At 45.5% G+C, this 15423-nt stretch carries 12 protein-coding genes; 9 read left to right on the plus strand and 3 right to left on the minus strand.

The genetic code is table 11. The features are described 5' to 3' along the window. Window positions 1–54: 54 nt before the first annotated feature. The 4 genes from QZ918_RS05925 to QZ918_RS05940 all read left to right on the plus strand — a co-directional run bounded on the left by QZ918_RS05925 (window position 55) and on the right by QZ918_RS05940 (window position 4702). Window positions 55–969, plus strand: a complete 915-nt coding sequence (locus QZ918_RS05925; protein ID WP_293332301.1) for a PEP-CTERM sorting domain-containing protein — start codon at window positions 55–57, stop codon at window positions 967–969. Between the two features lie 589 nt (window positions 970–1558). Beyond that, complete coding sequence (gene purB, locus QZ918_RS05930) at window positions 1559–2854, plus strand: adenylosuccinate lyase (RefSeq protein WP_293332305.1); 1296 nt, start codon at window positions 1559–1561, stop codon at window positions 2852–2854. A gap of 188 nt (window positions 2855–3042) precedes the next feature. Then, entirely contained in the window at window positions 3043–3903 is an 861-nt protein-coding gene (locus tag QZ918_RS05935; RefSeq protein ID WP_293332402.1) for a Uma2 family endonuclease, read from the plus strand. A 73-nt stretch (window positions 3904–3976) separates the two neighbouring features. Continuing rightward, a complete protein-coding gene (locus QZ918_RS05940; protein WP_293332308.1) occupies window positions 3977–4702 on the plus strand; it encodes a M15 family metallopeptidase in 726 nt (241 codons plus the stop codon). A 494-nt stretch (window positions 4703–5196) separates the two neighbouring features. Here the strand turns inward: QZ918_RS05940 and QZ918_RS05945 are convergent, their stop codons facing one another. Next, window positions 5197–6042, minus strand: coding sequence for an SH3 domain-containing protein (locus QZ918_RS05945; RefSeq protein WP_293332311.1), 846 nt, complete (start codon window positions 6040–6042; stop codon window positions 5197–5199). A 327-nt stretch (window positions 6043–6369) separates the two neighbouring features. Between QZ918_RS05945 and QZ918_RS05950 the strand changes: the two genes are divergently transcribed. Beyond that, window positions 6370–7743 carry an NACHT domain-containing protein gene (locus tag QZ918_RS05950; RefSeq protein ID WP_293332314.1) on the plus strand — a complete coding sequence of 458 codons (1374 nt, stop codon included), beginning with the start codon at window positions 6370–6372 and terminating at the stop codon, window positions 7741–7743. A gap of 300 nt (window positions 7744–8043) precedes the next feature. On the opposite strand, the gene QZ918_RS05955 is transcribed toward QZ918_RS05950, so the two are convergent. Next, window positions 8044–8616 (minus strand): Uma2 family endonuclease, encoded by a 573-nt coding sequence (locus QZ918_RS05955; RefSeq protein WP_293332316.1) that lies wholly within the window; start codon window positions 8614–8616, stop codon window positions 8044–8046. Window positions 8617–8991: 375 nt separating this feature from the next. Between QZ918_RS05955 and QZ918_RS05960 the strand changes: the two genes are divergently transcribed. The 4 genes from QZ918_RS05960 to QZ918_RS05975 all read left to right on the plus strand — a co-directional run bounded on the left by QZ918_RS05960 (window position 8992) and on the right by QZ918_RS05975 (window position 13384). Next, window positions 8992–9975 (plus strand): alpha-ketoacid dehydrogenase subunit beta, encoded by a 984-nt coding sequence (locus QZ918_RS05960; RefSeq protein WP_293147168.1) that lies wholly within the window; start codon window positions 8992–8994, stop codon window positions 9973–9975. Window positions 9976–10275: 300 nt separating this feature from the next. Further along, window positions 10276–11682 (plus strand): protein translocase subunit SecD, encoded by a 1407-nt coding sequence (secD, locus tag QZ918_RS05965; RefSeq protein WP_293332319.1) that lies wholly within the window; start codon window positions 10276–10278, stop codon window positions 11680–11682. Between the two features lie 221 nt (window positions 11683–11903). After that, a complete protein-coding gene (gene secF, locus QZ918_RS05970) occupies window positions 11904–12872 on the plus strand; it encodes a protein translocase subunit SecF (RefSeq protein ID WP_293332322.1) in 969 nt (322 codons plus the stop codon). Between the two features lie 137 nt (window positions 12873–13009). Continuing rightward, complete coding sequence (locus tag QZ918_RS05975; protein WP_293332325.1) at window positions 13010–13384, plus strand: hypothetical protein; 375 nt, start codon at window positions 13010–13012, stop codon at window positions 13382–13384. Window positions 13385–13534: 150 nt separating this feature from the next. Here QZ918_RS05975 and QZ918_RS05980 read toward each other — a convergent pair whose 3' ends face one another. Further along, window positions 13535–15082 (minus strand): sensor histidine kinase, encoded by a 1548-nt coding sequence (locus QZ918_RS05980; RefSeq protein WP_293332328.1) that lies wholly within the window; start codon window positions 15080–15082, stop codon window positions 13535–13537. Window positions 15083–15423: the final 341 nt, after the last annotated feature.

A 15423-nucleotide genomic window follows, 5' to 3' on the forward strand; every position in this document is an offset into this window, starting at 1 on the left:
CTTGCATTCTTTGTTGAGCTGATAGTTATCTGTATACTTGAGAGGGCATTTACCGTGAATATCTTCAAAAAAGCAATTCTTTTCGGTGCTGCTACAGCAACAATTTTCTTCGCAGCTACTCCCAAACAAACGGCTGTTGCTGGAACTTTAAATTTGGGTTGGAATTATGCGATAGACCCCAGCTACGACAGTCTTGGAGGCAGCGAATATGAAATCTACGGTATGGCTGTCAAAGACGATTTGGTGACCAATACTATTTGGGTGGCGATTAGTGGTAATACACCTTTAACGGGAATCAATACTGGGCCATATCTTGAGGGTATGCCAGTGAGCAATGGCAATATTGGTTGGGGGGATTTGTTCTTTGATTTTTCAGGTAAGGCAAACTATAAATCTGCCAACGATAGCAATAGTTTGTTTGGCATTCGCTTTGCTCCCAATAATGATTCAAAAACACTCGGAACAGGTGTTTACAGTGGCGTGAATGCCACCAGCGTTGTTACAGAAAATGCCGGTTGGTGGAATCTGCACAATCACGCCAATGGGTTACTTAAAAGGACTGGGTTGGAGGCTCGAATGGGTGATTTAGCCTGGAACGATACTTATTACAGTCCCTACACCTATGAAGCAAGTTATTATCGACCTGAAACTCACATTCCCAATGTAATTGCATCAGGTAAGAAAGTTGGCGACATTACGATGGTTAACGATGGAGAGTTGGCGGCGGCTGGGTTTGCTCTCGGTGTACTTCCTGCGCGCGGCAGCCAAACTATTGGGTTTAAGTTTGATAAATCTTTGATGCCGGTTGACAGTTATGTTGCTACTTTAATTCTTGAATGCAACAATGACGCTATGGCTCTGATCGGAGAGACTGAAGCAGTACCGGAACCTTCTTCGATATTAGCGACATTGTTAGGAGTTGGTGCGATCGGTACTTGGCGCAAGCGCAAGCAAAAGTTAGCGGTGTAATTTTGCAGTCAGGGCGTCCCACCTGTGCTTCCGAAGCGGTTAAAAAAGCGTGATCTCCCGAGTCATCCATTAAGCTGAGAACAAAAAGTCGATCTTCTTCTGATCACTGGATGATGATACTGTAATGGCTATTCATTTGGAACTATTTAGAGGCGAATAGAAAAGAATGCCAGCTAATCAATACTTCGGACAGTTTTAGATCTAATCGAGTATCTCAAACCCTTGATGGCTATAGGGATGAGTATTTTTTCAATCTTTAAGTAAGCGTCCTGAGTTTCAAAAAACCATTCAAAATGCTATGGCTTACGCTGTAACGCTTACAGAGTCGTTAAAAAACTGTCCGAAGTATTGAGCTAATGAGGTTTAGAATATTGTAGCCGATTGCCCAAACTACCTAGTTTATTTAAGAAATAAGGTTTCCACAACCTACGCACTCCAACCAAAGAAACCGGGTTTTTACCGAATCTGCGGGCTGCAAAGAAGTATTTTCGTAAAAAACCCGGTTTCTGATCCCCATGTCTAAGTCCTATGACTATTGCATCCCCACACCGATGTACAATAGTCAGATCGCATTCCCCAACTCCCAACCGTGATTGACCGCTACACTCTGCCCGAAATGGGCAACATCTGGACTGAAACCGCTAAGCTCAAAAGCTGGCTGCAAGTAGAAATCGCTGTCTGCGAAGCTCAAGCCGAACTCGGCTACATCCCCGCCGCCGCAGTCGAAGAAATTAAAGCTAAGGCGAATTTTGACCCGAAACGAGTCCTCGAAATTGAGGCGGAAGTCCGCCATGACATGATTGCTTTCTTGACAAATGTCAATGAATATGTAGGCGATGCCGGCCGCTACATTCACCTCGGTTTAACCAGTTCCGATGTGCTCGATACGGCTTTGGCTTTGCAATTAGTCGCCAGCGTCAATGTCTTGTTAGAACGTGTCGAAGAATTGAGTCAAGCTATTCGCTATCAGGCGCAACAGCACCGCTACACTGTGATGGTTGGCCGATCGCACGGAATTCACGCCGAACCCATCACCTTTGGCTTTAAACTGGCAGGATGGCTGGCTGAAGTGTTTCGCAGCCGAGAAAGATTGGTGAATTTGCGATCGTCGATCGCAGTTGGCAAAATCTCCGGTGCAGTCGGAACCTATGCTAATATCGATCCGCGCATAGAAGCGATCGCCTGTCAAAACCTCGGACTCGAACCGGATTGTGCATCGACTCAAGTCATTTCGCGCGATCGACACGCCGAATACGTCCAAACCTTAGCACTGTTAGCCGCATCGATCGAACGTTTTGCAGTGGAAATTCGCAACCTTCAACGCACCGATGTTCTCGAAGTCGAAGAGTTCTTTTCCAAAGGGCAAAAAGGCTCATCCGCCATGCCCCACAAACGCAACCCGATTCGATCGGAACGATTGACAGGAATGGCAAGAATTGTCCGCGCCAACGCCGTCGCAGCCTTAGAAAATGTGGCGCTTTGGCACGAAAGAGACATTTCTCACAGTTCCGTAGAACGGATGATTTTACCCGACAGTTCCACTGTTACCCACTTCATGTTAGTCGAAACCACAGACTTAGTAAAACACCTGCTAGTCTATCCCGAAAACATGAAGCGAAACATGAATCTTTACGGCGGAGTCATCTTCAGCCAGCGGGTGATGTTAGCCTTAGTAGAAAAAGGCACGAGTCGCGAAGATGCCTATAAAATTGTCCAATCTTGCGCTCACCAAGCTTGGAATAAAACGGGTGGCAATTTCTACGATTTAATCTCCAAAGATGTCAGCGTTACTGCTCGCATGACGACCAAAGAAATTGATGATTGTTTCGATCCGCAATATCAATTAAGGCATTTAGATTTAGTATATCAGCGCTTAGGAATTTAAAAAGATAAGATTTCGCAAGTGTTAAACGACTATTATCAATTTGTAGGGTGCGTCGCTTCCTATGTCTGGAAGTTCGATCGCAGATATTAGAAAGCGACGCACCCTACCAAAAACCACACAATTCCAAGAGCAATCGCTATGCTGTAATAGAGCATCAGTCCCGATCGCCAATCGATCGCGTACCCGTCATGACCCAAAGCCTTACTCCCACAACCTCCCTCCGCGCCTTCCCCGATCACACGCAACTACCTGAATCCGATGGCACGTTTGTGAAAAACTTCCAAGAACATCCTCAGTGTATTTTGCTCACCGACTCCCTGGAAACCACGCTGCAAACGCTACACCCTGATGGAATGTATGCGATCGGGCAAGATAGTGGCATCTACTGGCGCGAAACCGACCCACCAGAACGCGGAGCCGAAGCTCCTGACTGGTTCTACGTCCCTAACGTTCCACCCCTGGTAGATGGAGAAATTCGTCGCTCTTACGTCTTGTGGCGCGAGTATATGGTGCCACTAATTGCGATCGAGCTTGCTAGTGGAAATGGTTCGGAAGAACGTGACAAAACTCCTCTATCTCGTACCCCAGAAGGTGTTACTCAAAAACCCGGAAAGTTTTGGGTATACGAGCAGATTATTCGGATTCCTTACTACGCTATTTACATCATTAAAACTGGTGAACTGGAAGTCTATAATTGGGTAAATACTCGTTATATTCGCTTGGAACCAAACGATCGCGGACACTACTCGATCGAACTAATGGGAGTAGAGTTGGGCCTATGGGAAGGTAGTTATCAAAATCAGACACAGCGATGGTTGCGCTGGTGGGATAATCAGGGTAATTTGTTGCTAATCGGGAGCGAACAAGCCAGACTAGAACGACTCCATGCCGAACAAGAACGCCAACGGGCTGAAGCTGAAAGCCAACGGGCTGAACAAGAACGCCAACGGGCTGAAGCTGAAAGCCAACGGGCCGATCGCGAACAGCAACAAAAAGAACGATTGGCGGCTTATTTGCGATCGCAGGGTATCGATCCAGATCTGATTTGAGTCTTGGCGATCGGTGTATTTTATCTAGCTTTTGGTTGTAATCTACTCTCTAAGACTTGCCATCAGAACAGCTATGAAATTTAATCGTTGTGGAAAATACCCGATCGCATTTATGTTAGTGTTGCTATGTGCGATCGGTCTGCACCATCCCACATTTGTCAGCGCCACGGAGTCGCCACAAGTGCAAATTACTCAACCAGAACCAACTTCGATCGCACCTGAAAGCGTTTTCATGAGTCAACTTCCCAATTGGGCGCGACTTGTTGACATCCGCACCGTCAATCGCAACATTCGCCTCGATATCCGCTACGCCACTACTAACAATTTCTTGAAACGCAAACTTTACTCCACAGCAAAATGCGCTTTGAGAAGTTCTGTTGCTCAAAAATTGGGAAAAGTTCAAACAGATTTGGAAAAAATTGGCTTGGGTTTGAAAGTTTACGATTGTTACAGGCCTTTTTCTGTGACTAAGCAAATGTGGGAGTTTTTGCCAGATCCGAACTATGTTGCTAATCCTGCTAGGGGTTCGCGGCACAATCGCGGGGCGGCTGTAGATTTGACTTTAGTCGATCGCACTGGCAAAGAATTAGAGATGCCAACGCCCTATGATGATTTTACCAAAAAAGCTCACAGAGATTACAAAGGTGGCACTGCCCAATCTCGGAAAAATCGTCAAATTCTTGAGGATGCGATGAAAAAACAGGGATTTATCGGCATCACCACAGAATGGTGGCACTTTGATTCGGAAGATTGGCAGAAATTTGCAATTTTAGATATATCGCTTACTGAAATTCCTTAATTAGCTAAGTGTAAACAGGTTCGTAGTGAGGACTTTAGTCCGCAAAAACACAGGTTCGTAGTGAGGACTTTAGTCCGCAAAAACACAGGTTCGTAGTGAGGAATTTAGTCCGCAAAAACCCGGTTCGTAGTGAGGACTTTAGTCCGCAAAAACACAGGTTCGTAGTGAGGAATTTAGTCCGCAAAAACCCGGTTCGTAGTGAGGACTTTAGTCCGCAAAAACACAGGTTCGTAGTGAGGACTTTAGTCCGCAAAAACCCGGTTCGTAGTGAGGACTTTAGTCCGCAAAAACCCGGTTCGTAGTGAGGAATTTAGTCCGCAAAAACCCGGTTCGTAGTGAGGACTTTAGTCCGCAAAAATTGTTAAATCAGGACTGAAGTCCTTACTACGAACTTAAGGAAGGACTGAAGTCCTTACTACGAACCTTAAGAAGGACTGAAGTCCTTACTACGAACCTGAGGAAGGACTGAAGTCCTTACTACGAACCTGAGTATGTCAACGGACTCGCACATAAAATTCGTATTCATAGCCACGGAAATTTGAGTTTAGTTCAAATGTGTAATTTCCACTAACAGGAATTTTGCCCGTCCACTCAGTTTTGTTACCTCCTGTATTCGGATCTTCTGCTAAAAGTTTGCCGCCAGGAGTGATAATTAGCGGGAAAACATCTTTCCGATTCTTAACCGTCATTGTTTGATTTTTAGCAGCCCGAATCTTGTAAGAATGAGTTCCACCGCCGATTATTCGACCTTTGACTATAGCTTCATCTCCACCAGACAAAAAATTAATCTGCTGGTTGACGCTAGAACAACTGCTTTCGGTGCGATTTTTGGCAATCCAACCGGGCGGTTCGGTAATTCGCAGCCAACCATTTTGTTCTTCTGCAATCGAAACAAAGGTATGATTTTTCAGTTTTCCTACTATTTTGCTGTCGTTTACTTGCGGGTGCGATCGCACATTCAGCGGTGGATTCGGATCGCTAACTACAGCCATACTGATTTTACAGCCGGAATTGGGCGGTGTGACAACTACTGGCGCACCTTTTTGCTGCGAGACTCCAGCGATTAGCGGTGGTTGAAGTGCGCCACTTTTGGCTGGTTGAGGTTGAGATTTCGAGGCTTCCGCAGGCTGGGTTTCTTCTTGCAGGGCTTCTGCTGGTTCAGACTCGGGGTTGTTCGCCGGAAGCAGTGAAATATCGTTGCTGACTGCTGCTGGCGATTCTGCAAGGGGTGCATTGGATTGTTGAATCCTACCTGACTGTATGGTTGCAGCAGCTACTCCCACGGCTGTGGCTAGCCCTGCTAAGGTGACTGTGATGATTTGAGTAGAAGTAAATGGCATAAAAGCCCCCTCTGTATTTATACTGATATTTTTTGTTGTGGAATTGACGCGATCGCCAGTTAAGTTATAGAGAAAATACGTAATTAGGCGAATTTGTCAAGATTTTGCTGGAAAAATCGGGCCGACAGCGATTTGATTTATAGTGAAAATACTTAATCTGGGCTCATCTTTCCGGATGAGTTCCTAAAATTTAACATCGATCGTTGTCACAATAATTTTACTCCGTCTATACTTGACACCTGTAGTGGTGGTACTGTTGCTCTGAGCCAGTTGTGTTCGCATCTAGCAAGGTAAGCATCCAGCGCGAGGTGCCGTTTATTAGTTCTCATGTCAAGATTTATTCCTTTCCAATTACAACCACCTCGCGATCGACTGATTTCGGAGGTGAAGCAGGAAGCCGAAGCGGGCCGATCGCAATCCTTGCATACTGCTGTGCTGGCTAACCTCAGCCAAGACTCGCAGCCTGTCGGTGTTAGTCGCTGCTGGGATGTGGAAGTGAAAGCGGGAAATCGTCCAAGTTTTCGGCTTCCAGCCAAAGCTAGTCTTTCTCAAGTGTTCGATCGCACCAGCGGCAAATTAGTCATTTTGGGAGCGACGGGTGCAGGCAAAACCACCACGCTGCTAGAATTAGCTCTGGTGTTAGTTTTGCGCGCCGAACAAGATCCTAATTTACCAATACCGGTGCTGTTTGAACTCGGATCGTGGAAAGCAGAATCTGGGGCGATCGCAGATTGGTTAATTGTTCAGCTCCAGTATAAATATGGCATCTCAACCACTGACGGCAAAAAATGGCTGGCCGAACAAAAATTGCTACCTCTTTTCGACGGTTTGGACGAACTAGAAATCCACCGCCAAGATAGCTGCATTCAAGCAATAAATCAGTTTCTAGAAAGCGAATTTCAACCGAAACATTTAGTAGCGTGCAGCAGTTTTGAAGCTTACAAAAACTGCCAGACTAGATTTAAACTGCAAGCAGCAGTTTTGCTGAAACCTCTAACCGAAACTCAAATTCAAAATTATCTCCTAGAAGCCAGAAGCCGCGAACTTTGGTACAGCATAGAGAAGGAGCCGGAGTTGTTAAAATTAGCAAAATCTCCGTTATTATTGAGCATGATGGCTTTGGCTTATGATGATATTTTAATCGAATCTTGGAAGCGGATAACTTCCACAGAAGAACAGCGCAAATATCTGTTAACTGCCTACATCCGCCACCAAATGACTGGGGAAGTCAAGCAATATCCCAGAGGAAAGGAACTGCGGCCCGAACAAATTCGCCGCTGGCTGGGATGGTTGGCGAGAAAAATGGAACAGCAAGGAATTCAAGAATTTTACCTCGATCGCATCTCGTCGAGTTGGCTGCAAACAGTCGAGGAACAGCGCAAGTATCAGTTTGGAGTTAAACTGTTGGGCGGGCTGATTTGGGTAATTTTGGGAGTAATCGCCACCCTAATCTCCGGCTCGATTTGGGGATTGATTGCGGGTGCTGCGGCTGTGGTAATTAGTGCTGTGTTACCGCCAATTCCGGCGATCGATCGTTTGATATTGCGCCTCGTACTGTGGTCTAGCGGTCATATTCCTTGGGATTACCAGCGTTTTCTGGATGCTGCGGGCGATCGACTTTTGCTACAAAAAACGGGCGATCGGCGTTATCGATTTGTCCACGATTTATTGCAAAAGCACTTTGCTGAAATTAGTAATTAGGTAAGTTGTTGGGATGCGAGCCCTCCGGAGGTAAGTTGTTGGGATGCGAGCCCTCCGGAGGTAAGTTGTTGGGATGCGAGCCCTCCGGAGGTAAGTTGTTGGGATGCGAGCCCTCTGTTAGGTAAGTTGTTGGGATGCGAGCCCTCCGTTTGCATTCATTGAGATGTTCCACCCCTAAAAACTCCATTTGCCATATAGCCTTTCTCAAAAAGATGAGGTATGCGTGACAGCTTGTATAACTGCTTAAACTAAGGGGGCTGAAGCCCAACAACGTACCTCATTTATCCGAGAATGGATACATTAAAAAATTGGTGGTATTTTAGCCATGCTAAATACCTGTTCAGCAGAAAATTCTAATCCATCAAAAAGTGGATCTTGTAATAAAGTATCCCCCATATAAGTCTGAGGTGCTGCATCCGGATAAAAAACTGTAATGCTTCTGGCCTTACTATCCACCACCCAAACCCGCAAAACCTTAGCATCTAAATAATTTCTGGCTTTCGCAGCTAACTGACCAAAAGTTTGTTCGGGTGAAATGATTTCTATGACTAATTCCGGGACGACAGGACAGGCTTCATCTTGGTTCCAGTCTGGAGATAAGCGTTCGTAAGAAACATATAAAAGGTCTGGAACTGGAACCCAATCTCGCCCCATTCTGGTTAATTTAACTGCCCATTCTACACCAATTTCTCCTCGTTCTTCACCCCACTGTTCGAGGATTTTTATCAGGCTTCTGGTGAGGCGAGAATGAAAATTTTTCGGTGACATCTTCGGTACGGCTTGATTGTCAACAAGTTCGTAGGTAATATCTCCTTCTCCTTCGGGGAGACTGAGAAACTCTTCCAGAGTTAGTTCTGTTTTGGCCTGAAACATAATATTCCTCTGCTGTTAAACGGCATATAATGCGACAAAAGCTTAGTATTCGTAGGTGCACTGCCATTTTTAATCTCTAAATTATATCGATTTTTTCAGTGGCGACGCACCCTACATATAGGTTTGTTTCCACGAGTCTTGCAAGCATAGGTGCGTCGCTACTAGATTGTCGCTTTTTCTTGAAGATTGTCGATCGCGACGCACCCTACAGCTAAGCTTGGATTACTTAAATATTGATTGACATAATACAAATGTTATGATATGTATTGGCAAAATCTCCAGTCTTAACTGTCAAATGTACGATCGCATCCTCACCGACACCCCCAAAAGGTTAAGATTCTAATCTGACCTCCTGCAATCATTGCTTCACCTCCTATGGCAGAAACCCTATTGTTCAACGCCCTCCGCGAGGCGCTAGACGAAGAAATGGCCCGCGACTCCTCTGTATTCGTACTCGGCGAAGACGTAGGTCAATACGGTGGTTCCTATAAAGTCACCAAAGACCTCTACGACAAATATGGCGAGCTCCGAGTCCTCGATACCCCGATCGCCGAAAATAGCTTTACAGGCATGGCAGTCGGCGCAGCAATGACGGGATTGCGGCCGATCATCGAAGGCATGAACATGGGCTTTTTGCTCCTCGCCTTCAACCAAATTTCCAACAACGCCGGAATGCTGCGCTACACCTCCGGCGGCAACTTCAAAATGCCGATGGTAATTCGCGGCCCCGGTGGCGTGGGCCGACAACTCGGCGCCGAACACTCCCAGCGGTTAGAAGCCTATTTCCAAGCAGTACCGGGTTTGAAAATTGTCGCCTGTTCGACTCCCTACAACGCCAAAGGACTCTTAAAATCAGCCATTCGCGACGATAACCCGGTGCTGTTTTTCGAGCACGTTTTGCTTTACAACCTTAAGGAAAATTTGCCAGACACAGAATATTTAGTGCCGTTAGATAAAGCGGAAATTGTGCGATCGGGCAAAGATGTCACCATCTTGACATATTCGCGGATGCGCCACCACGTCCTGCAAGCCTTGCCGGCACTCATGAAAGAAGGTTTAGATCCCGAAATCATCGACCTAATTTCTCTCAAACCCCTCGACATGGAAACCATCGGCGAATCTATTCGCAAAACTCACAAAGTAATTATTGTAGAGGAGTGCATGAAAACCGGAGGCATCGGTGCCGAACTAATTGCTTCGATTAGCGATCGATTTTTTGACGAACTCGACGCACCCGTTTTGCGCCTGTCTTCACAAGATATTCCCACGCCTTACAACGGTAATTTGGAAAGACTGACAATTGTCCAGCCCAATCAAATAGTCGAAGCCGTCCAAAAAATGGTAGGTTTGCGAGTATAAATAGTCAGTTGACAGTTGACAGTTGACAGTTGACAGTTGACAGTTAATTGTTGTCATTGGTTGAGAAGTAGGGGCGCAGTATGCACCGATTTATTTTTTTACCATCAAAGGTAAACTCTGAAGTGATAATTAAGAAGTTAATGGATGCACTCACGGTCTCAGAAACCTGCTTTATTGCGATATTTCTCGTTACTTAACTCAAAAATCGTAGAAAGTCTGTTTCTTTCCAACTCACTAATGACAACTGACAACTGACAACTGACAATTGACAACTCACTAAAGACTAATAAATAATTAAGTATGCAAAAACAACGTTCATTATTAGCCCTAATTTTTGTTTTAATCGTAGCCGCTATTACTGTGATAGCAACAATTCCGACGCGGCTGGGATTAGACTTGCAAGGAGGGTCACAACTCACAATTCAGGTAAAAACTACCAAAGATATCCCGAAAATTGACCCAGGAATGTTAGAAGCAGTGCGGCGGATTGTCGAAAACCGCGTCAACGGTTTGGGCGTTTCCGAAGCATTAGTGCAAACAGTAGGAGAAGACCAAATTCTCGTACAATTACCTGGAGTCAATGACCCGCAGCAAGCAGAACGAGTTTTGGGCGGCACTGCAAAGCTAGAATTTCGGGAACAACTGCCGGGAACAGAAGCGCAATTAGGCATTGAAAGGCAGTTGCAGCAGGAATTGCTGGCAAAGCAAACAGCATTGAGAACTAGCAAAAACAACAAAGATGAGGCCGCAATTCAAGAAAATCAGGCTGCTTTAAAAAGAAGCAATGAAGCGATCGCCAAACTCTTCAAAAGCATCGGACTCGGCGGCGAAAACCTCAAAGATGCTCAAGCTCAACCCACTGGTGCTGGTAACGACTGGAATGTCGCACTCAATTTCGACACCAAAGGAGGCGAACTATTTGCCGAACTCACTAAAAATTTAGCGGGTACCGGACGGACTCTCGGCATTTTTCTAGACGAAAGAATGATCAGTTCTCCTGTTGTAGGCGTTGAATTTGCCCAGACAGGAATTACTGGCGGGAATGCCGTAATTCAAGGTCGATTTACAGCACAAGAAGCTAACGATTTAGGAGTGCAATTGCGCGGCGGTGCTTTACCAGTGCCTGTCGAAATTGTAGAGAACCGTACAATCGGTGCAAGCTTGGGACGAGACAGCATTCAAAGCAGTATTAATGCAGGTATCGGCGGCTTGACTTTAGTCTTGATTTTCATGGTGGCGTACTACCGACTGCCTGGGGTTATTGCAGATATTGCTCTGTTAATTTATGCTCTGTTAACTTGGGCATCTTTCGTGCTGTTGGGAGTAACTTTAACGCTGCCGGGAATTGCGGGTTTTGTGCTCAGCATCGGGATGGCGGTGGATGCTAACGTGCTGATTTTTGAGCGCACGCGGGAAGAGTTGCGATCTGGAAAGACGCTTTATCGATCGGTAGAATCGGGTTTTTACCGCGCTTTTTCCAGCATTTTAGACGGTAATGTAACTACACTCATTGCTTGTGCTGCTTTGTTCTGGTTGGGGGCTGGTTTAGTCAAAGGGTTTGCTGTAACCCTGGCCTTGGGCGTCGCAGTGAGTATGTTTACTGCTCTTACTTGCAGCCGCACTCTAATGTTGGTAGTGTTGGGCTTCCCAGGGCTGCGGAAACCTCAGTGGTTTTGTCCGGGTTTGTCGAAAACTGCTAATAGCTGACAGTGGGCAGTGGGCAGTGGGCAGTTGACAGTTGACAGTTAGTTATTGGTTATTGGTTATTGGTTATTGGTTATTGGTTATTTGTTAACTGCTACCAATAACCACAGACTTCTTCCTTCCATCCGTTACGGAATCCGTTGCTGAACTTCCTTGTTCCTTCTTCCCTCTTCCTTCTTCCCTCTTCCTTCTTCCTTCTTCCCTCTTCCTTCTTCCTTCAAATTATGCAATTCAGTGTTATCAAACAGCGATCGATCTGGTGGAGTATTTCCGCCGCTATAATCCTTGCAGGTATAGTGTCGATGGCGATTTCTTGGACTCGTCCCGACATCCGCGCACCGCTGCGCCCCAGTTTAGACTTTATCGGCGGCACTCGGCTGCAATTTGAACTCGACTGCACGAAACCGGAAAATTGTAAACCCATCGATATTGCCACTGTCCGCCAAGTCCTCGACACCCAAGGTTTGGCCGGCAGCAGCATTCAAGTTATCGGCCAAGAACAGCGCGGTTTGTCCCTGCGGACTAAAACTTTGGATGTCGAACAGCGGACTAAGTTGCAAACAGCTTTGAGCGAGAAAATAGGCGCTTTTGCTCCTCAATCTATTCAAATTGATACGGTTGGCCCTACTCTCGGCAAACAGTTATTTACTTCCGGTTTGCTAGCTTTGTTCCTTTCCTTTGCTGGTATTACTATTTATCTGACGTTTCGATTTCAGTTAGATTATGCCTTTTTTGCTTTCGTTGCTTTGTTTCACGATGTCTTAATTACCCTGGGCATTTTCTCAATGTTGGGTTTGGCTATAGGAGTGGAAGTTGACAGTTTATTTGTGGTTGCGCTCTTGACAATTATCGGTTTTTCTGTTAACGATACAGTGGTAATTTACGATCGCGTGCGAGAAGTAATCAAGCTAAATCCCGGACAGTCGATCGATCAAATTGTCGATGATGCCGTCATGCAGACCCTGGGAAGGTCAATTAACACGACCATGACGACACTGCTGACCTTGTTTTCCATCTTTTTGTTTGGTGGCGAAACTCTCAAATACTTTGCTTTAGCCTTGATTGTCGGCTTTATTGCTGGTGCGTATTCCAGTATTTTCATTGCCAGCACGCTGCTAGCTTGGTGGCGCAGTCGTACAGGCAAATCCATCGCCGTCCCCGCAGAAGGAATTAACCCCTCAGAAGAAGTTTAGTTGACAGTTGACAGTTGACAGTTGACAGTTGACAGCAAACAGGTTGACAGTTGACAGTTGACAGTTAACTGTTAACTACTAATGACTAATAACTAATAACTAATAACTAATGACTAATGACTAATAACTAATAACTAATGACTAATGACCCAAATTTTCAAATTGAAGTCCAAAGGCTTCACAAACTAACAGTTTACGGCCGCTGGTTAACTGTGATATTGCTGTGGATTAGCGTCGGTTCTTTGAGTATTTGGGGTTTGCGCCGCGAAATCGCTTTGTGGTTAGAGCACTTCACCTGGGCGGCGGTGCGCTACGGTTTATATTTTAACCGCTGGCCGACTCTCGGTTTAATTTTGTGCTTGGGGATGACTTTAGTAGTGCTCAGGCAAAGTCCAAATCTGCGAGGATTGCAAGAGCGCGAAAAACAGAGTTTAGAGCAACAAGTGCGCCGCATTCGCAAACAGGGGCCGAGTCATCCTTTGTGGAAGTGGGTTTGCAAAGGTAGTCAGTAGTCAGTCGTCAATTGTTAGTTGTTAGTTGTTATTAGTCATTAGTCATTAGTCATTGGTCATTAGTCATTGGTCATTAGTCATTGGTCATTAGTCAGTAGTTAACTGTCAACTGTCAACTGTCAACTGTCAACTGTCAACTGTCAACTGTCATCAGGCAAAGCGAGGTAACATATGTGCTGGGGAAAACTGTTGAAGTGGAATCTCGATCGCAAATTCTGTTCCTTTTTCCGGTTCGGAAAAGCACTTCAATTCCCCACCGTGCTGGTTGACAACAATTTCATAGCTAATTGACAATCCCAACCCCGTTCCTTTGCCCACAGGCTTGGTGGTAAAGAAAGGGTCAAACAACCGCTTCCGAACATCTTCTGTCATCCCCGGGCCGTTGTCAGAAATCTTAATTATTACCTTTTTGCCCTCGATTAACTCCGTCCGAATCAGAATCGCAGGCATCAGATGGCTAGAATGAGAAATTGAAGATTGAGTGTTTGCACGGGAATTATTTCGATCGCCTGCTTGCAAATTGTTCGGGGTTTTTCCATCGACATTGTCAGTTTTTTTCCACTCAACAAGAGCGTAAATGGCATTAACCAAAATATTCATAAATACCTGATTTAGCTGTCCGGGATAGCACTGCACCAGCGGCAAGTCGCTGTATTCTTTGTGAATTGCGATCGCCTCCTGCCCTGGTTTCCCTTTAAGCTGGCTTTGCAAAAGCATAATTGTGTTGTTGATACCGTCGTGAATGTTGACTTGCTTCATTTGGGCTTCGTCTAACCTGCAAAAATTCCGCAGCGACAAAACGATATCCCGCACTCTTTCTGCACCTTGCTGCATCGAATCAAAAACTTTAGGTAAGTCTTCCAGCAAATAATCGAGTTCGATGTTTTCTGATTCCTCTTCAATTTCTGGGATAGATTCGGGACAGTGCTGCCGGTACAGAGAAAGCATCCGCATTAAACCTTCGGTATACTCTTTAGCGTGGTGCAAATTGCTGTAGATAAAGCCGATGGGATTGTTAATTTCGTGAGCAACTCCTGCTACTAACTGCCCCAAAGAAGACATTTTCTCTGTTTGAATTAGTTGAGTTTGAGTGCGCTGAAGTTCCAGGAGGGCAAGTTCGAGCTGTTGGGCTTGATGTCTCAGTTGTGCTTGGGATTCCCGCATCGCCACGGTTGCTAACTCGTGAATCTGCAACTGAGAAAGCAGTAGTTGGTGAACGTCTAAAAGTTGATAGTTGTCCGGCTCTACCTGTACTACAATGGGTTCGTGGATTAGTTCGGGCGATCGCTCTAGAGACTGCCGCACTGCCTTCATAATAGAGGTTTTGCGATCGAGAACCAAGATATCAGTTTTAGTAAAGCGGTACAGGATGAACAAAGGCTGTTGAGAAAATAACTCCAAGCTGTAGGGGCGACTCATGTGTTCAAAAAAACGCCGGCGCGAAATCATCCCTGCAAACTTTCCTTTCTCAGTAATGATGATGCCGGGAAGTAAAGGATTAGATTGAAAAATTTTAGTAACTTCGCCACCCTGACACTCTGACTCCAGGAGAAAGTTGTACAGGGTTAATTCCTCTAGAGTCGATCGCAAACCGAGCGGCGATTTCAGGGGACTCACCCCATCAGTTTCATACACTGCTCCCTCCTTTGGTAATTGGCAGTTGCTGTTGGCTGCTGGAGTATTGCGTACTATTTGCACTGCTTTCTCTACTCTTTTGATAGCTTGGCAATCAACTCTATTCGACTCGCTCCAATCGAGTTAATTCAGCATGATTTTTTTCTTAAATCGTGCTGTTTTCACCCGAAACAATATAGCCGGTTAGATTAATTTAACAGTAGATACCTTTGCAACCTGACTACTTAGTAAGTTTAATCTGTCCCAAATTCTCCTAACCAGAATCTAGCACTTATCACTAGCTTGAATGTTTCATAACATGAATTTGGTTCAGATTGATAGACATCCGCGATCTGGGCGAGGACATTTGCTATTACCCCTTACCTAAAATTATATGACAATCCAGAAAAGAGTAGTGACCAATC

Source organism: Microcoleus sp. CAWBG58 (assembly GCF_020883045.1).
Classification (GTDB): Bacteria; Cyanobacteriota; Cyanobacteriia; order Cyanobacteriales; family Microcoleaceae; genus Microcoleus.